The 26,713-nt window shown below is 70.4% G+C and carries 18 protein-coding genes; 13 read left to right on the forward strand and 5 right to left on the reverse strand.

The features are described 5' to 3' along the window. Nucleotides 1-398 precede the first annotated feature (398 nt). Both WMF22_RS01895 and WMF22_RS01900 read right to left on the reverse strand, forming a co-directional pair. Nucleotides 399-980: a cupin domain-containing protein gene (locus WMF22_RS01895; RefSeq protein WP_437297432.1), complete on the reverse strand. Its 582-nt coding sequence runs from the start codon at nt 978-980 to the stop codon at nt 399-401. Between the two features lie 525 nt (nt 981-1,505). Continuing rightward, nucleotides 1,506-2,744: a class I SAM-dependent rRNA methyltransferase gene (locus WMF22_RS01900; protein ID WP_437297433.1), complete on the reverse strand. Its 1,239-nt coding sequence runs from the start codon at nt 2,742-2,744 to the stop codon at nt 1,506-1,508. Between the two features lie 30 nt (nt 2,745-2,774). Between WMF22_RS01900 and WMF22_RS01905 the strand changes: the two genes are divergently transcribed. From WMF22_RS01905 to WMF22_RS01920, 4 genes are all read left to right on the forward strand, one after another. After that, nucleotides 2,775-3,860, forward strand: a complete 1,086-nt coding sequence (locus WMF22_RS01905; RefSeq protein ID WP_437297434.1) for a hypothetical protein — start codon at nt 2,775-2,777, stop codon at nt 3,858-3,860. 520 nt (nt 3,861-4,380) lie between these two features. Continuing rightward, nucleotides 4,381-5,574, forward strand: a complete 1,194-nt coding sequence (locus WMF22_RS01910; protein WP_437297435.1) for an FIST signal transduction protein — start codon at nt 4,381-4,383, stop codon at nt 5,572-5,574. A gap of 25 nt (nt 5,575-5,599) precedes the next feature. After that, complete coding sequence (locus tag WMF22_RS01915) at nt 5,600-7,471, forward strand: sensor histidine kinase (protein WP_437297436.1); 1,872 nt, start codon at nt 5,600-5,602, stop codon at nt 7,469-7,471. A 112-nt stretch (nt 7,472-7,583) separates the two neighbouring features. Further along, nucleotides 7,584-9,551 (forward strand): 4-alpha-glucanotransferase, encoded by a 1,968-nt coding sequence (locus tag WMF22_RS01920; RefSeq protein ID WP_437297437.1) that lies wholly within the window; start codon nt 7,584-7,586, stop codon nt 9,549-9,551. A gap of 178 nt (nt 9,552-9,729) precedes the next feature. On the opposite strand, the gene WMF22_RS01925 is transcribed toward WMF22_RS01920, so the two are convergent. Beyond that, a complete protein-coding gene (locus WMF22_RS01925) occupies nt 9,730-11,226 on the reverse strand; it encodes a hypothetical protein (protein WP_437297438.1) in 1,497 nt (498 codons plus the stop codon). Nucleotides 11,227-11,425: 199 nt separating this feature from the next. Here WMF22_RS01925 and WMF22_RS01930 point away from each other — a divergent pair, with 199 nt between their 5' ends. The 8 genes from WMF22_RS01930 to WMF22_RS01965 all read left to right on the forward strand — a co-directional run bounded on the left by WMF22_RS01930 (nt 11,426) and on the right by WMF22_RS01965 (nt 21,537). Continuing rightward, on the forward strand, nt 11,426-13,144 hold the full coding sequence (locus WMF22_RS01930; protein WP_438034653.1) for a serine/threonine protein kinase: 1,719 nt from the start codon (nt 11,426-11,428) through the stop codon (nt 13,142-13,144). Continuing rightward, nucleotides 13,141-14,145 carry a PEGA domain-containing protein gene (locus tag WMF22_RS01935; RefSeq protein ID WP_438034654.1) on the forward strand — a complete coding sequence of 335 codons (1,005 nt, stop codon included), beginning with the start codon at nt 13,141-13,143 and terminating at the stop codon, nt 14,143-14,145. The genes WMF22_RS01930 and WMF22_RS01935 overlap by 4 nt, the downstream gene beginning before the upstream one ends. A 187-nt stretch (nt 14,146-14,332) precedes the next feature. Then, the gene (locus WMF22_RS01940) at nt 14,333-15,283 is read left to right on the forward strand and encodes a hypothetical protein (protein WP_438034655.1); all 951 of its coding nucleotides are present in this window, start codon (nt 14,333-14,335) and stop codon (nt 15,281-15,283) included. Between the two features lie 42 nt (nt 15,284-15,325). After that, nucleotides 15,326-16,099: a thioesterase II family protein gene (locus WMF22_RS01945; RefSeq protein WP_437297442.1), complete on the forward strand. Its 774-nt coding sequence runs from the start codon at nt 15,326-15,328 to the stop codon at nt 16,097-16,099. 123 nt (nt 16,100-16,222) lie between these two features. Then, nucleotides 16,223-17,869 (forward strand): fumarate hydratase, encoded by a 1,647-nt coding sequence (locus tag WMF22_RS01950; protein WP_437297443.1) that lies wholly within the window; start codon nt 16,223-16,225, stop codon nt 17,867-17,869. A 288-nt stretch (nt 17,870-18,157) separates the two neighbouring features. Continuing rightward, nucleotides 18,158-18,364: a hypothetical protein gene (locus WMF22_RS01955; RefSeq protein WP_157906384.1), complete on the forward strand. Its 207-nt coding sequence runs from the start codon at nt 18,158-18,160 to the stop codon at nt 18,362-18,364. Beyond that, nucleotides 18,364-19,305, forward strand: coding sequence for an alpha/beta fold hydrolase (locus WMF22_RS01960; protein ID WP_437297444.1), 942 nt, complete (start codon nt 18,364-18,366; stop codon nt 19,303-19,305). The genes WMF22_RS01955 and WMF22_RS01960 overlap by 1 nt, the downstream gene beginning before the upstream one ends. Before the next feature lie 573 nt (nt 19,306-19,878). Continuing rightward, nucleotides 19,879-21,537, forward strand: a complete 1,659-nt coding sequence (locus WMF22_RS01965) for a protein kinase domain-containing protein (protein ID WP_438034656.1) — start codon at nt 19,879-19,881, stop codon at nt 21,535-21,537. A gap of 48 nt (nt 21,538-21,585) precedes the next feature. On the opposite strand, the gene WMF22_RS01970 is transcribed toward WMF22_RS01965, so the two are convergent. Beyond that, nucleotides 21,586-22,164, reverse strand: a complete 579-nt coding sequence (locus tag WMF22_RS01970; RefSeq protein ID WP_438034657.1) for a hypothetical protein — start codon at nt 22,162-22,164, stop codon at nt 21,586-21,588. Nucleotides 22,165-22,180: 16 nt separating this feature from the next. After that, nucleotides 22,181-25,573 carry a maltose alpha-D-glucosyltransferase gene (gene treS, locus WMF22_RS01975; RefSeq protein WP_438034658.1) on the reverse strand — a complete coding sequence of 1,131 codons (3,393 nt, stop codon included), beginning with the start codon at nt 25,571-25,573 and terminating at the stop codon, nt 22,181-22,183. 496 nt (nt 25,574-26,069) lie between these two features. On the opposite strand from treS, the gene WMF22_RS01980 reads away from it, so the two are divergent. Further along, nucleotides 26,070-26,672: a hypothetical protein gene (locus WMF22_RS01980; protein WP_012232997.1), complete on the forward strand. Its 603-nt coding sequence runs from the start codon at nt 26,070-26,072 to the stop codon at nt 26,670-26,672. The last annotated feature ends 41 nt before the right edge of the window (nt 26,673-26,713 follow it).

The raw sequence follows: 26,713 nt of genomic DNA on the forward strand, positions 1-26,713 counted from the left end.
CCCAGAGCGCGCATCAGGCGTGCGCCTGTCACGGAACCATCACGCGAGAACTCGACGTCTTCGCCTCCCCCGGCGACACCTTTTCTTGGTCTACAGAATTAATAATGATCCTTTATCTTGGTATTGCCAAGCGGAATGATCAAAATCGTTCGTGCGACGAGCAGAAGGCTCATCTCGATCAGGTTCGAGTGCCCGCTCGAGTCCCTGCCCGAGTTCCCGCCCGAGTTCCCGCCCGAGTTCCCGCCCCAACAATTCAGCCGCGACGCGCCCTGCTCTGGTCGGCGCGGCGCGGCGCCGCGCCCGGGGCCGCGCCGGCAGGGGACCGCGTTTGGCCCTGAACAGCCGGCGCCTCCGTGGCTCGGCGGAGGCTGTCCGCGGATGGACCGCGAGGGCAGGCGCTACTCTGTGGGAGGATCGGTGAAGAGCATACCAGTCGTCGCCGTGAGCTTCTCGAGGATTGCGGGCCCGAAGCGCTCGGCGAAGCGCGCCCTGTCCTCGGGCGCGATGACGATGTCGCCCGGCTCGTCTTCGCGCTCGTCCGTGATGATGGCGAGGAGCAGCCCGGGCTCCTGGCCGACGTTCTCGAACTGCCGGTAGACGCCCACGGGCACGTCGATCATATCGAACGGCTCGAGCGTCGTCTCGTCCGTGGCGCCCTCGTTCCAGCGCAGCGCGAAGCGTCCAGTGAGGCACAGAAATACCTCCCTCGAGCGACGGTGTGCGTGCATAGGGACTTTGTCGCCAGGCCTGCAGCTGACGATGCCCACGCTCATGCCTTTGGGGCCGACGATGGCCGGCGCTGTCCCCTCGCGCGCGTCCCCCGCCGCGTGCGCCATCAGGAGATACAGAGGAGGGTTCACGGCGTCGAACGCCTCCTGTGGGATGCTGGTGTCAACGGTGTGATTCACGTAAGCCCGGAGCTCGCCGAACCGCGCGATGCGCGAGCGCATCTGCTCCGGGGTGATCTTCAGCGTCGTCATGATAGATCCCCCTTCCTGCCGCGTCCGAGCTCCTGGAGCGATCGGCGCGGCTCTTCTCCAAAGATACCGCGGGCTATGGCGGTGCGCTCGATCGATTCCCTGCTTCGAATCGACTTTATCGCTCGCTGTCGCCGCGCGTATCGCCGCGGGTGACGCGCGTGAGCCGTGTGTTGGCTGAGCAATGGACAATACTGGGCCAGTGTAGTAGCGTGGCCCGGGAAGGCCGATCTCTGGAGGAGCTCGGAAGCGTCGAGACGGAGACGCGATGCTGCCGATCCCGCGGAGCGCCGGAGAGCCGATACGGCCGCGGCGCCTGTCGGTCATGCCTTTGTGAACGACATTGAATTCCAGGGACAGCCGTTTCCGCTGCGCCGGCAGCGCCGTGGTCATTAGCGAATTCCAGGGACAGCCGTTTCCGCCAGGCCGGCAGCGCCGTGGTCATTGACGAATTCCAGGGACAGCCGTTTCCGCCAGGCCGGCAGCGCCTGCGTCACCGGCCGCGAATCCGGCGGGCGTGTCAGCGCGTCACTCCAGCACCACGAACTTCAGATACCGCCCCTCCCACCACGCCGGCAGCGTCGGGTGGTCCTCCGGCTGCCCGTGGATCGCCCGGATCCGCAGGTCGTCCCGCTCCAGCGTGGCGTCGTCCAGCGTCGCCAGGAAGTCTTCCGCCGTGATGTGGCTCGAGCACGACGCCGCGCAGAGCACGCCACCTCGATCCAGCACGCGCGCGACCGCGGCGTGCAGCCGCCGGTAGGCGCCGAGCGCGCGCGGCTTGGCGCGCTCGCTCGGCGCGAAGCTCGGCGGGTCGCAGATGATGAGATCGTACCGGTCGCCGCGCGCGCGGGCCTTCTCGAGGAAGTCGAACGCGTCCGCCGTCACGAACTCGTGGGCCGCCGGATCCACGCCGTTCTCGCGGAACGTGCGCTGCGCCGACGCGTGCGCGGCCGACGCCGAGTCGACGGAGGTGACCCGGGCCGCGCCGCCGAGCGCCGCGGCCACCGAGAAGCCCCCCGCATAGCTGAAGAGGTTCAGCACGCGCCGGCGCCCGGCCGCGAGCGCGCGCACGCGGGCGCGGTTGTCGCGCTGGTCGAGGAACGCCCCCGTCTTCTGCCCGCGCGCGAGATCGACCTCCATCGCGACCCCCGTCTCCCTCACGAAGAGGCGATCCGGCAGCGGCGGCCCGTGCAGGTGCGCGAGCTTCTTCCCGTCCGCGTCCTCGCCCGCCGCCGACGCGCGCGCGCGCAGGCCGATCGAGCGCACGCCGCGGGCGCCCAGCGCGCGCGCGAGGCGCGGGAGCAGGCGATCGAGCCAGGGCGCCAGCATGTCGCCGTCGAGGCGGAGCACCGCGGCGCGGTCGTACCGATCGATGACGAGCGACGGCACCCGGTCCCCCTCGCCGTTGCACAGCCGGTAGGCCGTCGTGTCGCGGCCGTCGAACCAGCCGTCGCGCAGGGCGAAGGCGCGCTCGAGCCGCTCGGCGATGGCCCGCTCGTCGAGCTGCGGCGCCTGCGTGCGCTGGAAGACGCGGACGGCGATCGCCGAGTCCGCGTCCCAGAGCCCCCGCCCGAGGAACGGCGCGCCCTCGGCCGACAGCTCGACGACGTCGCCCGACGCCGCGGCGCCGCCGCGGTGCGCGCGCTCCCCGCGCTTGCCCTCGCCGCGCTTGCTCCCGTGCCCGCCGTCCGCGATGCCGTCTCGGTAGACCCATGGGTGGCCGCGGCGGACGGCGGCGGCGGCTGGCGCGGTGAGATGGACCCGCATCGACCCCGCCTAGCACGGTAAGCTCGCAGCGTGCTGCACCGAGTTCGTTCGTCCGGATGGGCCTGCCTCGGGGGGATCTCGCTTGCCGTCGCGGCAGCCTGCACGCAGGACCACGGCGTCCTCGGCCGGGATCCATCGAGCGGGGCGAGCACCTCCGGCGCCGGCGGCGGCCCGGGAGCGACAACGAGCGGCGCGACGACGACGACAACGGGCGCGGGCGGCGGCGCGGTCGAGCCGCCGGGGCCGACGAAGCTCACGGTGGTCAACGGCATCAGCGATCACGACGCGGTCCGCTTCTGCTTCCTCGCGTACCCCGACGGGACGGGCGCCGGCGTGGACCCCTGGCCGGCCGCCGCCGCGGGCCTCGCGTTCGCCCGGGCCCAGGAGGTCGAGCCGCTCGGCGCGGCGATCCCCGCGGGGACGAGCCTGCGCGCGCACGTGATCGCCGGCGACCTCCGCGCGACGGAGGGGCTCGACTGCGCGGAGATCCTCGCGCTCGCCGGCAGCACGGGGAGCCCCGCGGCCCCGATCGTCGCCGCGGGGCTCCCCGTTCTCCCGGCGCCCGTGTTCGCCGAGGAGAAGAGCCTCCTCGTGGTCGCCACCGGATGCCTCGGCGGCGAGGGGCACACACACGAGAGCGAGAAGGAAGGCTGCGGCGACGCCTACTCGATCGACACGCCGACCGCCGGCCTCGTCGCGGTCGCCATGTCGCGGCGGACGAGGTTCGACAGGGTGAGCCTGCAGGTCGCGCACGCGAGCGCGGCGACGCCGGTCGTCCATGTGGATCTGACGCCCGGGCGCGAGGACGCGACCGGGGCGACGCTCGCGCAGGACCTCTCCTACGGCGCGATCGCGCCGTTCCCACCGTTCACCGGGTTCTCGGTGAGCGATCTCGGCGCGCTCGACGAGGTCGCGATCGAGACCCGCGATCCCATCGCGGGGACGGTGACGTCGTCGGTGCCGATGCGCGAGATCCTGGCGAGCAGCGACGTGCCGGCGGCGGACATCGGGGACGGTCAGGGGTTCGTGCTTGTCGCCGTCGGGGCCGCTCCGGGGGCGGAACAGGGCGGGTTCTGGCACCCCCTGACGTACTCGCTCTTGCGGGCGAATCCCTGAGCTTGTTCCCGGATCATCCCATTCCCGGCGAGGTTCCGGGGTTCACCGTCTCTCGTCGGACGGAACGACAACGCCTCGCCTGGCAGCGCGCCGTGAACTCGCCTTGATTCCGCCTCGGGCATCAAGGCCCCATCGAGCGCGGTTCGCAATGCCACGATCCTGCCGTGTGGTGGCGTGTTGTCCAGGTTTTGCGCAAGACCCTGATTGCTCCTGTACGGCCGACTCGAGTGTGTCCGGCGTGTCTGCCGCGCTTGCAGTGCGCGTTGTCTTATCGGAGGATGAGGGGCCTGCCCCCTCGGTCTCAGGCGCCTCCCTCTCTCCTCGCAGATCAGCGCTTCGCAGGCCTCTTCACGGCTGTGCCTGGCTCTTCGGCAAGGAGCGTCGCGCCGGGAAAATCGTGAGTCGCTCGACGGACGGGAGCGCCCTGTACGGATGACATCATGAGACAATCACCCGCCGTGACGATCGGATGAATCTCCAGTATAACGCGAGTGCCGAAATTCCGAGGGGGGGAGGGAACATGGCGACACAGGTATTTGTCGGGGCGAGCTCCGCGGCGGATCCGAGAGAGGCTGCTTCAGAGGCCGTGGCGACGGCGCTCCGCGGGTCTTCCCGTACGGAGCATGCGGCGCGACCGGCATTCGCCCTCGTCTTATCGACGGACCAGTACGACGCCGACGCGCTCGCCGCGGCCGTGACGAGCCAGCTGCCGGGCGTCCCCTGGGCGGGGTGCTGCACTGCTGGCGTCTTCGCCGGCAGCCGGCTGCTCCGGCAGGGGCTCGTGGTGGGGCTCGTCGCCTCGGAGACGGTGCGTGTCGGCGTCGGGGTCGCGCAGCCGGTGAGCCAGGACGGGCGGCGCGCCGGCGTGCTCGCCGCCTCGCGCGCCCTCGAGAGGTTTCCCTCGTCCGTCGCCCCCGGGTGGAGCCGCGCGCTCATCGTGCTGCCGGACGCGGTCACGGGCAACGCGGCGGACGTGGTGCGCGGCGCGGTTGAGGTCGGCGGGACGGGCGTCGTCTGGGCCGGCGGCGGCGCGGGCGACAACCTCCGCTTCGTGCGCACCGCGCAGTTCGCGGGCGGCAGCGCCTTCTCGGACAGCGTTGTCGTTGTCGCGATCGACTCGCCGGCGCGCATGGCGACCGGCATCCGCCACGGCTTCCGGCCGTATGGCCCGCCCACGATGGTGACCCGCGCCGAGGGCACGGTCCTCGCCGAGCTCGAGTACGAGGGCGCCTTCTCGGTCTACCAGCGCACCGCGCGGGCGAGGGGGGATCAGGTGAACATCGACGGCTTCGCCACGTTCGCCATGACCCACCCGCTCGGCATCCCGCAGGCCGACGGCGAGCACGTCATCCGCGACCCGCTGCGCGTCGTCTCGCCGGGGGGGCTCTACTGCGTCGGCGAGGTCCCGGACGGGTGCCTCATCCGCGTCATGGAGGGCGACCCCATCGGCCTCGTCGGCGCCGCGCGCGAGGCCGCGACCACGGCGCGCGAAGCGGTGGCCGGGCCCATCGCCGGCGCGTTCGTCTTCGACTGCATCTCGCGGTGCATGATGCTCGGCGACACGGTGCGCGACGAGCTGACCACCTTCGAGAGCGAGCTCGGCGAGAGCGTCCCGGTGATGGGATGTCTGACCTTTGGAGAAGTCGGTACGTTGGGCCGGGGAGTACCGCAGTTTCACAACAAGACCGCTGTCGTGCTCGCCCTGGGGGCCTGAGCGCGGGAGCGGTTGGAGCCCTGTCATGGCGAGCGGCGAAGAGCACGAGATCCAGGAGGAACGGCTGGCGCTCCTCAGCGTCCTCCAGGAGCTCACGGTCGCGGCGCTCGACCTCTTCGATCCGCACCAGTCGATGGCGGTCTTCCTGGAGCGGCTCGCCGAGCGCCTGAGCTGCATCGCCGTGCTCGTGCTCGTCGAGCCGGCCCCGCGGGCCCCGCGGCTCCTCGACGCCGCCGGCCTGTCGGCGAGCTCGCGCGCGCTGCCCATCCCGCCGCGCTCGCCCGCCGGGGCGGGCGAGCCCAACGGCGCGGGCGCGGGCCTCTCCTTGCCGTACCCCGAGCTCGCGCGGCCCGGGCTCGTGACGTGGCACTTTTCGCTGGAGGGGCAGGGCGACAGCGGCGCGTCCAGCCTCCTCCTCTGCTTCGAGAGCGAGCCCCCGTTCGCGCCCCGGTACCGGGGCATGATGCGCCGGCTCACGGCGACCTTCCGCACGGCGCTGGTGCACCGCCTGCTCTACGCCCGCATGATCGAGAACGAGCGCGAGCGGGCGCGGAACCTCGCCGCCGCGGAGGCGGGGCGCGCGGCGGCGGAGGCGGCGCAGCGGCGCGCGGCCTTCCTCTCCGAGGCGAGCCGGCTGCTCTCGAGCTCGCTCAATTACGAGGCGACGCTGGTGCGCGTCGCGCGCCTGCCGGTCCCGTTCGTCGCGGACTGGTGCATGGTCGACATCATCGAGCGCGAGGCGATGCTCCGGCGCGCGGTCGTCGTCCACGCCGATCCCCAGAAGAGCGAGCTCGCGCGCCTCCTGCAGGGCCAGACGCCGATGGACTCGGTCCTCCCGTCCGGCGTCGCGCGCGTGCTGGAGACGGGCGAGGCGGCGCTCTGCGAGGTCGCGGGCGCGCCCCTCGCCCCGGAGAGCGAGCGCGGCTCGTACGAGAGCGAGCCGCCGGTGTCGGCCAGCGAGGCGCTCCTCATGGAGCTCGGCCTCCGGCGTTACATCTCCGTGCCGCTCGTCACGCGCGGCACGATGCTCGGCGTGCTCACCATCGCGTCCGGCCGCGACGATCTCATGTACGGCGTGGAGGACCGGGCGCTCGCCGAGGATCTCGGGCGCAGGGCCGCGCTGGCGATCGACAACGCGCGGCTGTACGAGAGCGCGCAGCGGGCGATCCGGGCCCGGGAGGAGCTCGTCGCGGTGGTGTCGCACGATCTCAAGAGCCCGCTCGCCACCATCGTCATGAACACGAGCCTCCTGCGCCGGAAGCTGCCGGGCGCGGACGAGGCGGTCGACGTGCGGCGCCCCGTCGAGCGCATCCAGAAGGCGGCCGATCGCATGAACCGCCTCATCCGCGATCTGCTCGACCTGGCGAAGCTCGACGGCGGCCACATCTCGATCCAGCCGGTGCCCCACGACGTCGCAGGCCTGCTCGGCGACGCCATCGAGCTCCTGCGGGAGGAGGCGGCGGAGAAGTCGCTGCGCCTCGAGCAGAGCGTCGAGCTCGGCGTCGATCGAGCGCTCTGCGATCGCGAGCGGATCCTGCAGGTGATCGCCAACCTCGTCGGCAATGCGATCAAGTTCACGTCGGCCGGCGGCGAGGTCGCGATCCGGGCCGAGCCGTGGGGCCGGGAGGTGCGCCTCTCGGTGCGGGACACCGGCCCGGGCATCCCGGAGGACCAGCGGGCGCGGATCTTCGAGCGCTACTGGCAGGCGAAGGAGACGGCCCACAAGGGCACCGGGCTCGGCCTCTCGATCGCGAAGGCGCTCGTCGAGGTGCACGGCGGGCGGATCTGGGTCGAGAGCAAGGTGGGCGAGGGCAGCACGTTCTTCTTCACGCTGCCGATGGTGGAGGCCACGAGCGCGACATCGGGAGTCGCGGCAGGCACGCGCCTCGGGGCCTGACAGCGGCATTCGGGGTTTGCCGTACAGCGGTGTCATCACATCACCGAGGCAGGAGGGGCTCTTCGCCTTGCGCGTTGGCGGTCCGATCCGTTCATCGCTATACCTTGCCGCGATGAAGGACGTCGGGAACGACAGGGGCGAAGCGGCGCCGGCCGAGGCTCGATGGAGCGATGACGAGCGGGCGCTCGTCGAGGCCGCGCTCGGGTTGCTGGGCATCCGCAACCTCGTGCTCGCGATCCACGATCCGAGCTTTCCCTCGGACGACGCGGAGGACATCGGGCGCGGGTCCCCGAATACCGAGGGGGGGCGCCGATTCCTCCGGTTCGCGCGGGATCTCGGCTTCAACGGCGTCCAGCTGGGGCCGCAGGGGGAGACCTCTGCCGACAACGCGTCTCCGTACGACGGCACCATCTTCTCGCGGAGCACGCTGTCGATCGCGCTCGCCCGGCTGGTCGAGGACGGCCCCTCCGGCGCGCTCCTCCGCCCCGAGTCGCTCCGGGAGATCGTCGCCGGCCGGCCTCCTGGCAGCGAGGCTCGCGCGCACCACGGCCATGCCTACCGCGCCCAGCGCGCCGCGCTCCGCGAGGCGTACGCGTCGTTCGAGGGCCGGCGGAGGCGCGGCGAGCCCGGCGACCTTGGCGAGCTAGGCGATCTCGAGCGCCGCCTCGACGCCTTCACACGGCGGAACGCGGCGTGGCTCGAGAGGGACGGGCTCTACGGCCCCCTCTGCGCCGAGCACCGGAGCGGCTGGTTTCACGGCTGGTCTGGCGAGCCGGAGCTGGACCGACGCCTCTATGCGCCTGGCCCTGGCGAGGTGGTCGCGTGCCGGGAGCGCAGGAGAGCGCTCCTCGACCTGTACCGCGACGAGCTCCGCTTCTACGCGTTCTGCCAGCTCCTCGCGCACGAGCAGCACGCGGCGCTCCGGACGGTGACGGCCGAGCTCGGGCTCAAGCTCTACGGCGATCTGCAGATAGGCTACTCGCCTCAGGATGCCTGGGCCTATCAATCGGTCTTCCTCAGGGGGTATCTGATGGGCGCGCCGCCGAGCCGGACCAACCCGGAGGGCCAGGTGTGGAGCTACCCTGTCCTGGATCCCGCGCAGTACGCGGATGCGTCGTCCGGCGGGCTCGCGCTCGTCCGTGCGCGGATGGACAAGATGTTCGACGAGTTCGACGGGGTGCGCCTCGATCACCCGCACGGGCTCGTCTGCCCCTGGGTCTATGCGGCCGACGCCCCCGATCCGCTCCGCGCCGTCCAGGGCGGGGCGCGGCTCTTCTCGTCGCCCGACCTGCCGGAGCACCCGTTGCTCGCGCGGTACGCCATCGTCTCGCCCGGGCAGCTGAACCGCGCCGTGCCCCGGTATGCCGACGGCTGGGTCACCTCGCTGTCTCCGGAGCAGGTCGGGCGCTACAGCGTCATTTTCGACACGATCGCGCGCTGCGCGGAGGCCCGCGGGCGCGCCATCTCCGACGTCGTGTGCGAGGTCCTGAGCACGCTCCCGTACCCGCTCGGGGCCGTCCTTGATAGGCACGGGCTGGGGCGCTTCCGGGTCACGCAGAAGGCCGATCTCGACAACCCGAAGGACGTCTATCGCAGCGAGAACGCCGCGCACGCCGACTGGATCATGGTGGGGACCCACGACACGCCGCCGCTCTGGAGGCTCCTCGACACCTGGGAGCGCGACGCCGCGCTGGGGCGGCAGGCGGCGTACCTGGCGACGCGCCTCGCGCCCTCGCCGGCCGAGGAGGGCGCGATGGCGCGCGCGCTCGCGTCCGACCCTCGCGCGCTGGCGCAGGCCAAGATCGCCGACCTCTTCGCCAGCCCGGCGTCGAACGTGATGGTCTTCTTCGCCGATCTGCTCGGGATGAAGGAGATCTACAACACGCCCGGCACGGTGGGCGACCACAACTGGTCGCTGCGGGTCCCTCGCGATTACGAGCGGTCCTATCTGGAGATGCGCGCGCGCGGCGCGGCCCTCGATCTCCCGCGCGCGCTCGCGCTCGCGCTGCGCGCTCGGGGGGGCGCGGAGTCGGCGGAGCGCGGGAACCTCGCCCGGCGCCTGGAGCGCTGCCCGCGCTAGCTCTCCTGCGGGACGTTGCGCCGGATCAGCAGAACGACCGCCATGACGCCAAGGACGCCAGGAGAGATGTGGACGCGTCGCCCTGACACTCTTCGGTCCTATTCCCCCGATCTCTTGGCGTCCTTGGCGTCCTTGGCGTCATGGCCGTTGGCTTTCGGTCTGACTTCCCACCGTAGCGCTACTTCGGGCTCCACACGGCCCACTTTCCCGACGTGGCCCATGTATCGCTCGCATCCTTGAACGCCCCGATGAACGCGGCGCTCGCGTCGAAGAACCCGTCCGGCGGCACGACCGCGTCCTTCGTCAGGGACGTCGCGGGGCCGAACACGGGCGCGGACGGGTCGAAGCAGCCCTGGATACCCGGGTCCTCCTCCCGATTCTTCCGATCGGGCTCGCTCAGGAACGCGATCTCATCGAAGCCGCCGTCGTCGTCCTGGAGGATGCCTGTCCCGTCGCTCGTCTCGGCGTAGGCGAGGTCATTCACCAGATTGAAGAAGATCGAGCTCGCTATGTTCTGCTCGGGATCCGGGTCGCGCACGTCGAGGCCCGACTCGAAGCCCGTGACGATCGTGTTGGCGATGTTCACCTTCGTCGATCGGCGGAGGAGGATGCCGTATTGCTCCTTGCCCACGTCCACGCCTTTCCCGCAGAGCGTCGCGTTGTAGATCGTCGGCTCGCTCCGAGGCTCGAGCGCCGGCGTGAGCGCGAGCGGGTCGTTGTCCCCCTCGAACCCGTTCGTCTCCTCCGCGACGTTCGGGTCCTGCTGCGCCACGAGGAACTGGAGCTCTCCGCGATAACCTTGGTCCCAGTCGAAGGCGTCGTCTCCGCTGTACTGACAGGCGAGGTGCTTTGCGTTCACCGTGCCCCCGAAGAACTCGAAGCAGTCGTCGGACACGTGCCTCACCTGGACGAAATCGATGATCGTCCCCCTGCCGACCCCGCCGAGGGTGAGCCCGTTGATCTCGTTGTTCGGCGCGAGCTTCACGCCGGAGTACTCGATGCGCACGTATTTGAGCGTGCCGCTCGAGTCGTTCTCGTCGATGCCCCCGTATCGCCCGTTGTTCGTCAACCCCTCGATCTGGCCCGGGGTGCGTGCGCCGTTCGCGTCCACGTGGTTGGTCGGCGCGTTGCCGAGGAGGATGACGCCGCCCCAATCGCCGGCCATGCGATCCTCCGGGGCCTTGCTGCTCGTGAACACGATGGGCTCATCCCGGGTGCCCACGGCGATGAGCTTGGATCCGGGGTGCACCACGAGCGTCGCGGGGACCTGCGGGTTCGTCTCGCCGAGGACGGTCGTGCCCTTCTCGATGGTCAGCGTCGCCCCGGCCGAGACGTTCACCTGGCCCTTGAGGATGTACTTCTTGTCACATCTGAGCGTGAAATCCTCCGTGATATCCCCGGTGATCTCGACGGTCGGCTTGTCGGCCGCCGCGCACCCGCCTGGCGTGTTGCCGCCCTCGCCGCCGGCTGAGCCGCTCGACGAGGGGACGCAGACGCTGTCCGTGCGATCGCAGATGGCGCCGTCGAACTGCGCGCAGTCCGCGTCGGAAGCGCATTGCACATCCCGCTGCTCGATGATGAGCGAGCACGCGAGGGCGCTGGTGGCGAGCGCGCCCATGGCCAGCGCGAGGGCGGCGGCAGGTGGTGAATCGACGGGGCTGCGCTCGTGGTTCATTGCAATCACCCGATGGCAAGTGAATCGTCTCTGTCAAGCAGGGCCGCGCTGTCCGGCCGACAGGGACGTGGCGAAACCGTCGCTGACAGGCCATCGCATTCGCGAGAACGTCACATGACGGCCGCTTCGAGGTAACAGGTCGCGGGCATTCTCCGGGCCGGGCTGGCCTCCCTCTGGGGATCGATCCGGCACAGGTCGAATGAGCGCTCCCAGCGATCCCAATGGTTGGCGGAAATATCGCCCGATCGCCGAGATCGGCAGGGGAGGTATGGCCGACGTCTGCCTCGCGGTCGCCCAGGGCCCCGTGGGATTCAACAAGCTCGTCGTGCTGAAGCGGGTGCGGCCCGAGCTCGTGGAGGACGCCGACATCCTCGCGATGTTCCTCGACGAGGCGCGGCTCGCGGCCCGATTGAATCATCCGAACGTCGTTCAGACGTACGAGGTCGGCGACGAGGGAGCGCGCTTCTTCATCGCCATGGAGTACCTCGCCGGCCAGCCGCTCGGCAGCATTCGCTCCCGCATGGGGCACGACAAGGTGCCGCTCCCGCTCCAGGTTCGTGTCCTGTGCGACGCGCTGGCCGGGCTCCATCACGCGCACGACCTGCGCGATTTCGACGGAACACCCCTCCACGTCGTCCACCGCGACGTGAGCCCGCAGAACATCTTCGTCACCTATGATGGCGTGATCAAGGTGGTCGACTTCGGCATCGCCAAGGCGGCCGACTCGCTGACGGAGACGCGCACCGGAACGCTCAAGGGCAAGGTCTCGTACATGTCGCCGGAGCAAGCGCGCGGAGAGCGCGTCGACCGGCGCTCCGACGTCTTCTCGGTGGGGGTGATCCTCTGGGAGGCGATCGCCCGGAGGCGCATGTGGAAGGGCTTCAACGACCTCGCGATCCTCGGGCGGCTCGCCATCGGAGAGGTCCCAAGGCTCGCGGAAGAGGCGTCCAGGGTCGAGCTCGACCCCGAGATCGAGCGGATCTGCCAGAGGGCGCTCGCGCCCGCGCTCGAGGACCGTCATGCCTCCGCGGCCGAGCTGCAGGCGGATCTCGAGCGCTGGCTCGGCGAGCGCCACCGGGGCATGTCCGCGCGGGAGGCCGGCGAGATCGTTGCCGGCCAGTTCGCGGACGACCGGGCGCGGATCAAGCAAGTCGTGGAGGAGCAGCTGCGCGGCGTGCGCTGGACCGGGAGCTCTCCGAGGGTCACGCTGACGCCCGACCTGCCGAAGCTGAGCGCCGGTCCGATGTCGATGACGCCGACCTTGACTGCGCCTGCGGCGGTCAGCGCCTCCTCGGACGGGAGCTCGATGCTGCCCTCGGTCAGCATGACCGGCGCGAAGGAGCGCCCCGCGCGCCCGAACCGCGCGATCGTCGTGATCGCGGTCACCTTCGTCGCCATCGGCGGAGCCGTGAGCGTCGGGGTCTTGCGCGCGCAGCCATGGAGGATCGCCGCGAGCGATCACCAGGAGGCGCAGGTCGCCGCGCGGCCTGCGGCGGAGCCCGCTCCGAAGCAGGAAGAGGCCATCCGCCTCGTCGTCCGCGTCTCGCCGGTCGACGCGACGGTCTCCATCGACGGCTCGCCGATGTCGACCGGCGCCTACGAGGGCCGCCTCGCCAGGGATGGCCGCGCGCACGTCATCCGCGCGGAGGCGCCGGGGTTCCTCGCGCAGGAAGAGAAGGTCACGGCGAGCAACGATCTCTTCTTGAGCCTCGCGTTGAAGAGCGAACCGGAAGCGCAGCCAGGGAGGCTCGCCGCCATCGGTCGGAGCGCCCCGGTGAGCGTCGCCACGGCGCCGCCGTCGAGCGCGCCCGCGCCGCCGTCGAGCGCGCCCGCGCCGCCGTCGAGCGCGCCCGCGCCGCCGTCTGCCGAGCAGAAGCCGAAGCGGGGGATCGATCTGGAGAGCCCGTACGCCCGATGAACACCCCGAGAGCGCTCGCCCTCTGCGCCGCGATCGTGCTCAGCGCCCCGCTCGGCGCGTTCGCTCAGCCTGCCGGTAACAAGACCGAGGAGGCCGACGCCCGCTTCCGGCGAGGCGTCGAGCTCTACAACGAGGTGGATTATGGCGCTGCGCTCATCGAGTTTCGCCGCGCCTACGAGCTCGCGCCCGCATATCAGGTGCTCTACAATATCGCAGGTACGTGTTATCAGCTCAAGGACTACGCCTGCGCGCTGCGCGCCTTCGAGAGGTACCTCGCCGACGGTGGCGAGCGGATCCCGGGCGGCCGGCGGGCCGAGGTGGAGCGGGACATCGCCGTCCTGCGGAGCCGCGTCGCGACGGTGGAGATCTCGACCTCGGCGCCGGACGTCGAGATCACCGTGGACGGCGTGCCGGCGGGCAAGACGCCGCTCCCTGAGCCCCTTCTGATGAGCGCCGGGCGCCGCCGCATCGCCGCCGAGGCGCCGGGCCGCCCGGCCGTGTTGAGGGTCGTCGACGTGGCCGGCGGCGATCACGTTCGGCTCGAGATCGCGCTCCCCGAAGCGCGGGCCCTGCAGAGCCCCGGCGAGGGCGCGGGCGGCGCGCCGGCTCCGCCGCCGGCGCCGCCGGGCGCGCTGCGGATGGACCGCGCGCCTCGCCAGCAGCGGAGCGTGCCCGCGTTCCCCTGGCTCGCGACCGGCGCGCTCGCCGTGGGCGCGGCCGCCACCGGGGTCCTCGCGCTCGGCGCTTCCGGGGACCTCGACGCGGAGCTCGATCGGTATCCCGGCGACGCCCGCGCCGTCGAGCGAGCGCGGGCGAGGAGCGAGGCGCTCGCGCTCACCACCGACCTGCTCGCGGGCGCCGCCGTGCTCGCCGGCGGCATCTCGATCTACCTCACTGTCGCTGGCGCGGGCCCGGAGCGCGGCGATGGAGAGCGCGCGTCATCTCCTCCGGTGAGGCTCACGATCGCGCCGGCGTCTCTCGAGCTCGCGGGCTCTTTCTAGGACCGACGCAGAGCGTCGCAGGGTCGCGACGGTCAAAACGCTTGCATCCAGCGCGCTGGAGCTGCATTGATCCGGGCGATCGCCGCGGTCATGGGGGCTTCTCCCGTGCGACGCCGCGGCGACGGTGCGACAAGGTGGTCAATCACCCGCGCTGCCCGCGAGTCGAGAACGAGATGGGAGACACCAGGTGAGCACGACCAAAGCGTCTCTTGGGACCCTGTTCCTCATGCTCTCCCTGGCCGCGCCCGCGGTCGCGCAAGAGGCGGCGCCGCGGCAGCCCGTCACCGACAAGACGAAGGAGCGCTGGGCGAAGAGCCAGGGAGGCCGGTTCGGCTTCGAGATCGACGTCCTCAGCTCGTCTTACCAGCGGGAGATCGCGGCGGCGGGCAGCGAAGAGGCCACCGTCGAGGAGTCGTCGCGGCTCGGCGTCGCCATCACCGCCGCCGCCCAGTACAAGCTCTTCGCGGGTCTCCACCTCGACGCGGAGATCCCGTTCGCCTACGGCGACGTCTCGGGCCCCCAGTCGACAGACCTGTTCGGCAGGCGGTTCACGAGCGGCGCAGGATACAGCCAGTTCTTCATCGGCAATCCCACGTTCGGCCTCCACTACGCTGCCAACGCCCTTCCCATCCTCGCGCTCTTCGGCGGCATGAGCTTGACGATCCCGCTCCACCCGCACCCGGGCGCGGAGCTCGAGGTCGCGTCGGTGGCGAACTTCCCCGCGCGGGCTTACTTCGATGCGCAGCGCGTGCTGCTCGCGCACTGGGCCTTCCGGGCGCGCGTCGGGACCGAGATCAACGTCGGCAAGGTCCTGTTCTTCACTCACGATCTCGCGAGTCAGGTCTTCTTTCCGACCCGGGACGGGGAGGACACGAAGACCGTGATCGAGCAGGGAAACGAGATCGAGTTCCGCCCGTTCGGGAACTTTGGCATCGGCATGCGCCTTCAGGCGGCGTTCCCTCTCTCCTCGAGCAACTCGGCCCAGCTCGCGGCGGAGCCGTTCGTCGGCTGGGAGCCGCTCGTGAAGGGCTCTTTCACCCGCGTCGGCGCGCTTGTCGCGCTCGACGACGACCTCGGCTTCGGCCTCGATCAGGGGAAGGTCGCCACCATCCGCGTCGCCCTGGGCAGCAAATGGTAGGGAGCGAGCGCCGGAGGGGCGAGCTACGCTGAGCGCCCCGTGATGACGACCCCCAGCCCGAGCCGCGACCCCTGGGTCGGCGTGCCGAGGCCGAACCCTGCTGCCCGGCTTCGACTCTTCTGTGCGCCCTATGCGGGCGGCGGCTCGTCGATCTACAGCGCCTGGTGGCGCGAGCTCCCCGCGCACACGGAGCTCTGCGCGCTCAAGCTCCCCGGCCGGGAGGCGCGCATGAGCGAGCCGCCGTTCGAGCGCCTCACGCCGCTCGTCCAGGCCCTCGCCACCGCGCTCGACCCATGGCTCACGAAGCCGTTCGCGCTGTATGGCCACAGCCTCGGCGCGCTCGTCTGCTTCGAGCTCGCGCGCGAGCTCCGCCGCCGGGGAGCACCGCTGCCGCGCCACCTCTTCGTGTCCGGCCGGCGCCCGCCTCACGTTCGCGGCTCGGATCCGCTCCATGGCCTGCCCGAGCCCGAGTTTCTGGAGCGGATCCGCCGCATGGGGGGCACGCCCGACGAGGTGCTGCGCGACCCGGAGCTCCTGGCGCTCTTCCTGCCTGTCCTGCGCGCGGATTTCGCGGTCAACGAGGTCGAGCCGTTCGTCCCGGGGGCCCCGCTCGAGTGTCCGATCTCCGCGTTCGGGGGCCTCGACGACGAGCGCGCGGACCGCGCCGATCTCGAGGGCTGGCGCCCTCACACGCGCGGGGCTTTCCGGGTCGAGATGTTCCCCGGCGGACACTTCTTCCTGCGGAGCGCCCGGGAGCCGCTCCTGCGGTCGATCTCGGCCGTCCTCGGCGACGTCGAGCGCGCGCTCCCCGCGTGACGGCCGACGCTGGGTGGGTGTTGAGCCCGGGGCGGGAGCCATGCAAAGAAGGAGGGACCCGCAGCCGCTCTGCCTCTCTCCTCTCTGCGTGTCTGCCCCTCTGCTTCCCCGGAGACCCGAACGATGACCGATTTCCAGTACCAGGACATGCTCCCCCTCGGCCATGACGAGACCCCGTACCGCCTCGTCAGCCGCGACCATGTCTCGACCTTCGAGGCCGCCGGCTCGACGTTCCTCAAGGTCGAGCCGGAGGGGCTCACCCTGCTCGCGCGCGAGGCGATGCGCGACATCGCCCACCTCCTCCGGCCCGGTCACCTCGCGCAGCTCGCGCGGATCCTCGGCGATCCCGAGGCTTCGTCGAACGATCGCTTCGTCGCCCTCGAGCTCCTCAAGAACGCGAGCATCGCCGCGGGGGGCGTGCTCCCGTCGTGCCAGGACACAGGCACGGCCGTCGTCATGGGCAAGAAGGGCCAGCTCGTCTTCACGGGCGGCGGCGACGAGGCGGCGATCGCGCGCGGCGTCTTCGAGACCTACCGCGCGCAGAACCTGCGCTATTCGCAGCTCGCGCCGCTCGACATGTACCGGGAGGTCAACACGAACGACAACCTCCCTGCGCAGATCGAGATCTTCGCGACGGACGGCGACGCCTACAAGCTCCTGTTCATGGCGAAGGGCGGCGGCTCCGCGAACAAGAGCTATCTTTACCAGGAGACCAAGGCGCTCCTGAACCCGGAGAGCCTGCTCTCCTTCGTCGAGGCGAAGATCCGCGCGCTCGGCACCGCGGCGTGCCCGCCGTACCACCTCGCCATCGTCGTCGGCGGCACGTCGGCCGAGTACACGCTCAAGGTCGCGAAGCTCGCCTCGGCGCGCTACCTCGACACGCTCCCGGCCGACGGCAACGCGCGCGGGCGCGGCTTCCGCGACCGCGAGCTCGAGCAGAAGGTGCTCGAGCTCGCGCAGCGGACGGGGATCGGGGCGCAGTTCGGGGGCAAGCACTTCTGCCACGACGTCCGGGTCATCCGCCTGCCGCGCCACGGCGCCTCGTGCCCTGTCGGCATCGCCGTCTCGTGCTCCGCGGATCGTCAGGCGCTCGGCAAGATCACGCGCGAGGGCATCTTCCTCGAGCAGCTCGAGACCGATCCCGCGAAGTACCTGCCCGACACGACGGACGCGGATCTCGAGGGCGAGGTCGTGAAGCTCGACCTCCGCCGTCCCATGAGCGAGATCCGCGCGGAGCTCTCGAGGTACCCCATCCGCACGCGGCTCTCGCTGAGCGGCCCGATGATCGTCGCGCGGGACATCGCGCACGCGAAGATCAAGGAGCGCCTCGATCGCGGCGACGGCATGCCGAGCTACCTGCAGGAGTTCATGGTCTACTACGCCGGGCCCGCGAAGACGCCCGCGGGCTACGCCTCCGGCTCGTTCGGCCCCACCACGGCCGGCCGGATGGACGCGTACGTCGACCTCTTCCAGGCGAACGGCGGCAGCTACGTCATGCTCGCGAAGGGCAACCGCTCGCCCGCCGTCACCGCGGCGTGCAAGAAGCACGGCGGCTTCTACCTGGGCTCGATCGGCGGTCCGGCCGCGCGCCTCGCGAAGGACTGCATCAAGAAGGTCGAGGTGCTCGAGTACCCCGAGCTCGGCATGGAGGCGGTCTGGAAGATCGAGGTCGAGGATTTCCCCGCCTTCATCGTCGTGGACGACAAGGGCAACGACTTCTTCGCCGACATCAACAAGCCGGCCGGCCGGAAGCTCGAAGTCGCCGGCTGACGTCCGGAGCCCGGGAATCGCGGCCTGCCATCAGGGGATGACGAGGGTGACCGAGGCAAATGGTCACATTCGAGGCGTCTTGGCGCCTGTTCAGCCCGGTATCGGCTCGACGAGCGCTGCTGGGGCCGCGGCCCGCGGGGGCACGGTCCGTGCTTTGACCTCGTGCGGAAGGAGCTGAGCATGACAGTTCGACCTGATCGCACGGTGTCTCATGGCCGCGCTGACGCTGGGCACCACCGTTTCGAGGATCGGCACGGTGGTCCCGATGGATCTCGCCATCAGCTGGAGGTGGATCGTTTGGACCGGCTGGTGCGCGCAGCGCAGGAGATCGCCGGTCAAGCAGAGCGTCGAGAGCGCGAGAAGCGCAGCGACGCGGGCCAGGAGGCGAGGCCCGGCGACGGCGGCGTCAAGTCGCGTCCGGCGCCGAGGAATCCGAGCATCGCCGACCTCGAGCGCGCGGACAACGAGGGGATGCTGCCGCCGGGGGAGACGTGATGAGCGCACGCGCGATGAGCCTCGATGGGCTCGTCGATCGGCTCGTGCCGGGCGCGCTCCGCCCCGCGGAGCGCGCGCCCCTCGCCCCTGCGCTCGACGCGGAGGTGCGGCACGTCGACACGTGGAGCGCGGGGCGCCTCGCCTATTACGTGGACGCCCGCGCTGCGGGGCGCCCCGTGGTGCTCGTGCACGGGGTCGACGCGGCCGCCTCGTCCAGGGAGATGGCGCCCCTGTTCGATGCGCTCCGCGGCGAGCGGCCGGTCTACGCGCTCGATCTTCCCGGCTTCGGCCTCTCGGAGCGAGCGGACCGCGTGTACGATCGCGAGCTCTACCGCGCCGCGCTGCGTCGCTTCCTCACGGACGTGGTCCGCGCGCCGGGCGGCGCCGACGTCATCGCGCTCTCCCTCTCCTCGGAGTTCGCCGCCGCCGTCGCCTGCGAGGAGACGAGCATCGTTCACAGCCTCGTGCTCATCTCCCCGACGGGGCTCGGCCGTGAGCCTCCCGGCGCGAGCGCCCTCCTCCGGGCCGTCTCGCGCGTCCCCTACGCCGCGGAGGCGCTCTTTCGCGTGCTGGCCGCGCCGCCCAGCATTCGCTGGTTCCTGAAGAAGAGCTTCGTCGGCGCGCCGGATCCAGGCCTCGTCGACTATGCCATCCGCGCGTCGAAGGAGCCTTTGGCTCACCGGGCCCCCCTCGCGTTCATCGCCGGTGCCCTGTTCACGAACGACGCTCTCCAGCGCCTCTATGCGCGCCTGCCCGTCGCCACGCTGATCCTCCACGACCGTGACCCGTATTCGCGCTTCGACCGCCTCGCCGAGCTCACGCAGCAGAACGCCCGCGTGGAGGCCGCCCGCGTCGCGCCCACGCTGGGTCTCCCGCACTTCGAGCAGCTCGACGCCACGCTCGATGTCGTGCGCAGGTTCTGGGCGCAGGACCCTTGGTAGCTCTCTTCCACAGAACGACCAGGACAGCCTGGTAGAGAGCTCCGCGCAGGGCGGACGTCGATTTCCTGCGGAGCCCCCGGGCTCCGCAGGGCCGAGGTCGTCCGGTCCGCCCAGGAGCCGCCGCCCTCGACGCCGAACATGTATGCGCCATTACTGACTGGCCCCTTCTCGTGCCAGCGGGCCTGTGCTCCGCTGGTTTCGTGCGACCCGAGCAGGGTCTCGAGGATCGACCTGCGACACGCATCCAGTTCCACCGCTCCTGGAGCACCTGGTGTACAATGGAGCGGTGGCGGAACACCGGGTGTGCCGACAGGAGCACCCGGTGTGTGTGGTCACGTGCGTGCCGGTTCGATCGGGGGCCATTTCGTTAGGACCATGACATCTGCGACCCGGGAGGGGTGTCCTTGTGCAGCAATCCGGCGATGGAGCGCTGCGCCAGGACACCATGATGGCTGGTCAGGCGATGGAGCAACGCGGCACGCGTCTACAGGGGGCGCGGATTGTTTCCAGGCGTAAAAGTCTTTGCAAACTCCAGGTCAACGGGCTAATTAAGCTCTTATAGCGGGGGATGTCGTGAATTCAGGCGGCCAAACCATCTCTTCGACCCAGCAAGCGAGCAACAGCTTGCTTGGTCGATACCGCCTGATTGCAAAATTGGGTCGTGGTGGGATGGCCGATGTGTTTCTGGCCGTCTCCCGCGGGCCCGGGTCGTTCAACAAGCTCGTTGTTGTGAAGTGTCTCCGCGTCGGGATGGCGGATGACCCGCGCTACGTCCTGATGTTCCTGGACGAGGCCAAGCTCTCGGCCCGGCTCAATCACCCCAACGTCGTTCAGACGTACGAGATCGGGGGCGAGAGCGGCGGGTACTTCATCGTGATGGAGTACCTCGAGGGCCAGCCGCTCAAGGACGTCGTGAGGGCGGTGGTGAGCGGCTGTCCTGGCGCCGCGAGCTTCACGCGGGGGGCGTGGGTCAGGGTCATCGCCGAGGCGCTGCGCGGGTTGCACTACGCGCATGAGCTCGCGGACTTCGATGGCGGTCTGCTCGGCATCGTGCACCGCGACGTCTCGCCCCACAACATCTTCGTCACGTACGACGGAGCTGTGAAGATCGTCGATTTCGGCGTCGCGAAGGCGGCCCTCAACGCGGCGCACACGGAGAGCGGAACCTTCAAGGGCAAGATGGCCTACGCCGCGCCCGAGCAGGCGATGGCGAGCGGCGACGTCGATCGGCGGGCCGATATCTTCGCCATCGGCATCGTGCTCTGGGAGCTCCTGGCGATGCGGCGGCTGTTCGATGGCGACCACGTCGCCGTGATGCACCAGCTGCTCACGCGGGACATCCCGCGGCTCTCCACCGTCGTGCCGGACATCGATCCGGCGCTCGACGAGATCGTGGCGAGGGCCCTCCAGCGGGATCCCGATCGACGGTTCGCCACCGCGCAGGAGATGGGCGACGCGCTGGAGGGTTATCTGCGGGGCTCGGGTGAGGACGTCCGCACGGAGCAGCTCGGCGCGCACGTGCTCGAGATGTTCGCGGAGAGCCGGGCGCTCGTGCGCCAGCAGGTCACCGCGCAGTTCGAGTACCTGAGCTCGCTGGACGTCGCGGGCGACATCCAGCGCGCCTCGATGGTCGGAGAGTTCCCCCGCGCCTCGATGGTCGGAGAGTTCCCCCGCGCCTCGATGGTCATGGGGATGAACCGCTCGATGTGGCCCTCGGCGACCGCGGCCGGTCTACCCCTCCTCAGCGATCACAGCCACAGCCTCCCCGCCCACCATCATCACGAGCCCCCGGCCGTCGATCCCGGCAGCCTGGGCGCGACGGTGGGGCGCGTCTCGTCCTGGCGGCAGCGTGGGTATCTCGCCTCTGTGCTCGGGGTGGTCGCGCTGCTCGCCGCGGGGGCTTTCGTGATGTTCCGCGGGCGCTCGGTGGAGCCCGTCGCGTCGGAGCAGCCTGCTGCCGTGTCCACGGCTGCGACGGCGCTCGATCCGGGCCTGATGAAGGCCAAGGTCACCATCAAGAGCGAGCCCGCGGACGCGAACGTGAGCTGGAACGGGACCATGCTCGGCAAGACGCCCCTCAGCGTCGAGCTGCCTCAAGGGATGCAGGTCGTCGTGGTGTCCAGGGCCGGTTGGGTCGACGTGTCGATCTTCCTGCAGCTCTCCGCGTCGGACGTCGTAGAGCGCACCGTCGCGCTCCGGCGTCAGGACATCAGCACGATACCCTCCAATTAGATCTCCCCGTCTCCCTTTGAATTCCCCTGACAAATTCGAGGGGATACTTCAGGGGCCGGCCCGGAGGACACGCATGGAGGAACCTGCCTTGGCGGCGAGGCGGCGGACTTCTCGACCGAGCCAGTCGAGGAAATCGAGGTTCCACGGAGGGCCGTCGGGCCAGCGCTCGCGTATGCGGGCGGCGAGCTCGAGATCCCAGCTCCCGTAGAGATCCACGAGCGCGTCATGCGCCTTGCGGCCGGCCAGCGCTTCAGGGGCCCCGCGAGGCTCGCCCCCGTGCGCGAAGGCGTCATCGCAAACATAGTAGTTGCACGTCGCCGCGCGCCGCTCGGGGGGGATGGTGCAGCCCTCATGACCGTGGAAAGCGCACCTCTTGGGGAGCGCTCCACCATCGCTGCCCTGGGGCTCGACCCGCTGGATGAGCAGGCCGCGCTGGCCCGGGCGCAGGGTGCCCGCGGCCATCTGATCGAGCAGCCAGCCAGCGCCGCCGAGCGAGACGATCCGCCCGATGTCCGACCACTCGACACCAGGCGGGCTGGCGCAGCAGCCCGTCGGGCCCTGCGGGCACGAGCCGCACAACGTCGAGTGCAACCGCGTATGCATGCCCGCGAGCTCCAGCCGGATCATCGCGCCACCAGCGCTCCTATGCTCTGGGCGTGATCAGACGCTCCAGCCCGCGCAGCGGGATGTCCAGCCAGTCAGGCCGGTTGTTGAGCTCGTAGCCGACCTCGTAAATGCACTTCTCGAGCATGTAGAAGTCGATGAGGAGCACCGTGTCCGCGTCGCTCGCGGGCACGTACGGCGCCGTCTCGTCGGTCCGCGGCTCTGCGGTCGCCTGAGCGCGCGTGACCGTCTCCATGTATCCCGCGAGGTAGCTCGCGGAGATCCACGTCACCCAGGCGTCGGTCCACGGCTTGAGGACGGCGACGTCCTCCGGCCGGAGGCGAGCGTCCCGGAGCGCCGAGGCGCCGGCGTAGTCGAACGAGCGCAGCATCCCGCCCACGTCCCGGAGCGGGCCGCGCTTGTAGCGGCGCTCGCTCAGCGGCCTCGCCGGCTCCCCCTCGAAATCGATCAGGATGAAGTCGTCGCCCGTCGAGAGCACCTGGCCGAGGTGGAAGTCGCCGTGCGTCCGGATGCGGGGGATGTCGAACTTCCTCGACACGATCTGCTGGAGCTTCGCGTTGATCTCGGCCTCGCGCGGCAGCATCGCCGACACCTGCTCCCGCACGCTCTCGGGGAGCGAGCGCTCGCGCTTCCTCAGCAGCGCGAAGGTGCGCGCGAGCATGCCGTGCGCCGACTGGAAGATCGACTGCTGGTGCAGCGTCGAGAACGACTGCTGCCCGAACGCGGGGTCCTTGCTGTGCTTGCCGAGCGTGAGGTGGAGCTGCGCTGTGCGCTCGCCGAGCAGCCGCATCCTCACGAGCTCGGTGCCCATCAGCTGGTTCACGAGCGGCGGCGGCGTCGCGCGCGACGCGTCGACCAGCGTGCCGGCCGGCACCGGCGGCGCGCCCCCCTTCGCCGTCTCGTCGGCGAGCACCCGCTCGAAGAAGCGGTTCAGCGCCTCGAGCGTGCTCGTCCACGCGTCGCTCTGGCTCTGCACGTACTCCTGGAGCATCGCCACCGTGGTCGCCTCGCGGCCGCGGGCCTGGTACTCGATCGCCCCGGCGAGCCGCGCCGTGGAAGGGAACTGGTGCTCCGTCAGGTACCGGCCGATCTCGAGCTCCGGGTTGATGCCCTCCTCGACCTGCCGGAAGATCTTGAGGAGGAGCTTGTCGCCGTAGATGATGGTCGTGTTGCTCTGCTCGGTCTCGGAGATGCGCGCCGGGAGCTCTCCCTCGGCGCCGAGCGTCTCGAGCGTCGTCCCGAGCGGCAGCGCGTGGAGCTCGCCGAAGGAGCCCGTCGCGACCCCCTGCGCCCGGATCGCGGCGAGGACGAGCGCGGCGAACTCCGGGGTCGCCAGCGCGTCGTAGAGGACGCCCTCCGGCGCCGCCGCGCTCTCCGGCTCGGGATCGCGGATCGTGACGTCCGCGATCACCGCGTGGCGCGCGCGCGTCGCGAGCGTCCGCGCGTGCTCGCCCGTGGCGAAGCCGATCGGCACGACATACGTCTCCGGCGAGCCGTCCGTGTACTCGACGCGCGCGAGCAGGAGGTAGTGCTCCGCCGCGGTCTGCTCGCCGCGCAGGATCGGGATGACGTCCGCGAGGGTCGTGGCGCGCCGCGTGCGCGCCTTGCCGCGGAACCAGCGCCGCGCCGCGATGAACTTCCCGAGCGCCGGCTCGAGCACCCTGCGCCCCTCCGGGGAGAGGAGCGCCCGCCACGAGCCCTTCGTCGCGATCGCGGGCGCCGCCTCGGCGTCGCCCGCGGAGGTCGCCGGCGTCGCCGGCTCCAGCGCGAACCAGAAGAAGTCGTGCGGACCGAGCGACAGGGAGTAACCGCGGCTCGTGATCTCCGGGAAGCGGCTCCTGCCGAACAGCTCGACAGGCACCATGCCCTCGAAGCGCGCGAGATCGAGCTCGACGTGCTGCGCGTACCGAGAGAGGTTCGCGACGATGAGCAGCCGCTCGTCCGCGTGCGCGCGGATGAACGCGAGCACCTTGCTGTTGTCCGGGTGCAAAAACTCGATCGTCCCGCGGCCGAGCACCTTGTTCTGCTTGCGCAGGGTGATGAGCCGCTTCATCCACCAGAGGAGCGAAGCCGGGTTCTGCTGCTGCGCCTCGACGTTGATCGCCTCGTAGTGGTACTCGGGGTCGATGATGATCGGCAGATAGAGCTTCTGCGGGTTCGCCCTGGAGAACCCGGCGTTCCTATCGGCGCTCCACTGCATCGGCGTGCGCACCCCGTCGCGATCGCCGAGATAGATGTTGTCGCCCATCCCGATCTCGTCGCCGTAGTAAAGGACGGGGGTCCCCGGCAGCGAGAAGAGCAGCGCGTTCATCAGCTCGATCCTGCGCCGCGTCTTCATGAGCGGGGCGAGCCGCCGGCGGATGCCCAGGTTGATGCGCGCGGTGTGCTCCTGCGCGTAGACGCGGTACATGTAGTCCCGGTCCTCGTCGGTCACCATCTCGAGCGTCAGCTCGTCGTGGTTCCGGAGGAACGTCGCCCACTGACAGGTCTCGTGGACAACGGGCGTCTGCTTCAGGATGTTGACGATCGGGAAGCTGTCCTCGAGCTCGACCGCCATGAACATCCTGGGCATGAGCGGGAAGTGGAAGTTCATGTGGCACTCGTCGCCGCTCCCGAAGTACGCCGCGGCGTCGGCGGGCCACTGGTTGGCCTCCGCGAGGAGCATGCGATCGGCGAAATTCGCGTCGATGTGGCGCCGGAGCTTCCGCAAGAACTCGTGCGTCTCCGGCAGGTTCTCGCAGTTCGTCCCCTCGCGCTCGTAGAGGTACGGCACGGCGTCGAGCCGGAGCCCGTCGACGCCCATCTCCAGCCAGAAATCGACCACCTTGAAGACGGCGGCGTGGACGTCCGGGTTCTCGAAGTTGAGGTCGGGCTGGTGGGAGTAGAAGCGGTGCCAGTAATAGGCGTTGGCGACCGGATCCCAGGCCCAGTTCGATGTCTCGAAGTCCTTGAAGATGATCCGGGCGTCCTTGTAGCGGTGCGGCGTGTCGCTCCACACGTAGAAATCGCGCCAGCGCGAGCCCTTGGGCGAGGTCCGCGCCCGCTGGAACCACTCATGCTCGTTCGAGGTGTGGTTCAGGACGAGCTCGGTGATGACCCGGATGTCGCGGCGGTGCGCCTCGCGCAGGAGGCGGGCGAACTCGCGCCGGGTCCCGTAAGACGGGTTGATGTTGGCGTAGTCCGCGATGTCGTATCCGCCGTCGCGCAGCGGCGAGGGGTAGAAGGGCAGGAGCCAGATCGCGGTGACGCCGAGATCTTGGAGGTAATCGAGCTTGTCGACGAGCCCCTCGAAGTCGCCGATGCCGTCCGCGTTCGAGTCGCTGAACGCGCGGACATGGACCTCGTAGATGATGGCGTCCTTGTACCAGAGGGCGCTGCCTTCGGCGGGAGGGGGCTTTTGATCCTGGCTCATGGCTGCTGGCTGCTCCGGCGATGCGCGTTGTCCGCGCGACGACGCCGGGCGCACAGGATGCAGCGGCTCGGGCCCTGTGCGGCGTGAGCACGCCGCCCGGGCCAGAGGTGGCCAGGAGGCAAGGCACGCTGCGGAGTCCGCCACTGGGCGCGCACTGCCGTCCCCACGCAGATGACGCGGATCACGTGTATAGTTTAGCTACTCGGGATTGCAAGACCACGCGTGCCCGACTTCGGTAGCACGCCACGCGCGGGGCGCAAAGCGGCGCGGTTGCGTTCGGCTTGCGTCCGGTTGCATCCGTTTGCGCCCGTTGCGCCCGTTGCGCCCGTTGCGCCCGTTGCGCCCGTTGCGCCCGTTGCGCTCGGGTTGCACCCCGCGCGCTGTAGAGATCGCTGCTCCGTGAGCTCGGCCCACACGTCGAACCGCAGCCGGTGTAAGAAGCGCTGGCACTCGTTCTGCGATCGGGCGAGCTCATGCCCATCGAAGGAGCATTCTCATGATGCGTGTCTTCCACGTACTCCCGCTCTCCCTCGCCGCGCTCGGAGCGCTCGCGTGCTCGTCGACCCCCGAGCCGACGATCGACCCGAACAACCCGTGCCCTCCGGGCCAGTGGTGCGCCTCCGCCGTGCCGACCACGCCGGCGACGGCGGTGCCCACGCCCACCACCACCGCCGCGCCCGCGGGCTCCGCCGCCACGCCGATCCCGCCGGTCGCCGCGGTGGCCGCGACGCCGATCCTGCAGGGGATGGGCACGACGGAGGCCCCGGGGATGAAGCCGGACGGCGGGCCGTTCGCGGGGCAGTTCCAGGAGGGCCAGGCGCTCGAGCAGCAGATCAACATCTCGCCCGGCAAGTGCTACACGGTCGTCGGCATCGGCCTCGGGGTCCAGGAGCTCGACATCCAGCTCGTCTCGCAGCCCGCGCCCGCGCTGCCGCCCGTCGTGCTCGCGCAGGACAGCACCACCGGCGCCGCGGCGACGCTCGGCGGCAAGGCCTCCGGCTGCTGGAAGAACCCCCTGCCGATCGGCGGTCCGGGCAAGGTGATCCTCAAGGCGACGAAGGGCGCGGGGATCGCGGCCGCGCAGGTCTTCATCAAGTAACGCTCCCTCGCGCGGGTTGGCCGAGTCGAGTCCGCCCGCAC

It is taken from the genome of Sorangium sp. So ce204, from assembly GCF_051526795.1.
GTDB lineage: Bacteria > Myxococcota_A > Polyangia > Polyangiales > Polyangiaceae > Sorangium > Sorangium cellulosum_B.

What these genes read in the sequence shown, in the direction of transcription:
- WMF22_RS01945 (WP_437297442.1), top strand. Translation starts at nt 15,326, where the DNA reads ATGACGACCCCCAGCCCGAGCCGCGACCCCTGGGTCGGCGTGCCGAGG.
- WMF22_RS01950 (WP_437297443.1), top strand. Translation starts at nt 16,223, where the DNA reads ATGACCGATTTCCAGTACCAGGACATGCTCCCCCTCGGCCATGACGAG.
- treS (WP_438034658.1), bottom strand. Translation starts at nt 25,573, where the DNA reads ATGAGCCAGGATCAAAAGCCCCCTCCCGCCGAAGGCAGCGCCCTCTGG.
- WMF22_RS01915 (WP_437297436.1), top strand. Translation starts at nt 5,600, where the DNA reads ATGGCGAGCGGCGAAGAGCACGAGATCCAGGAGGAACGGCTGGCGCTC.
- WMF22_RS01930 (WP_438034653.1), top strand. Translation starts at nt 11,426, where the DNA reads ATGAGCGCTCCCAGCGATCCCAATGGTTGGCGGAAATATCGCCCGATC.
- WMF22_RS01970 (WP_438034657.1), bottom strand. Translation starts at nt 22,164, where the DNA reads ATGATCCGGCTGGAGCTCGCGGGCATGCATACGCGGTTGCACTCGACG.
- WMF22_RS01935 (WP_438034654.1), top strand. Translation starts at nt 13,141, where the DNA reads ATGAACACCCCGAGAGCGCTCGCCCTCTGCGCCGCGATCGTGCTCAGC.
- WMF22_RS01910 (WP_437297435.1), top strand. Translation starts at nt 4,381, where the DNA reads ATGGCGACACAGGTATTTGTCGGGGCGAGCTCCGCGGCGGATCCGAGA.
- WMF22_RS01925 (WP_437297438.1), bottom strand. Translation starts at nt 11,226, where the DNA reads ATGAACCACGAGCGCAGCCCCGTCGATTCACCACCTGCCGCCGCCCTC.
- WMF22_RS01900 (WP_437297433.1), bottom strand. Translation starts at nt 2,744, where the DNA reads ATGCGGGTCCATCTCACCGCGCCAGCCGCCGCCGCCGTCCGCCGCGGC.
- WMF22_RS01980 (WP_012232997.1), top strand. Translation starts at nt 26,070, where the DNA reads ATGATGCGTGTCTTCCACGTACTCCCGCTCTCCCTCGCCGCGCTCGGA.
- WMF22_RS01960 (WP_437297444.1), top strand. Translation starts at nt 18,364, where the DNA reads ATGAGCGCACGCGCGATGAGCCTCGATGGGCTCGTCGATCGGCTCGTG.
- WMF22_RS01895 (WP_437297432.1), bottom strand. Translation starts at nt 980, where the DNA reads ATGACGACGCTGAAGATCACCCCGGAGCAGATGCGCTCGCGCATCGCG.
- WMF22_RS01920 (WP_437297437.1), top strand. Translation starts at nt 7,584, where the DNA reads ATGAAGGACGTCGGGAACGACAGGGGCGAAGCGGCGCCGGCCGAGGCT.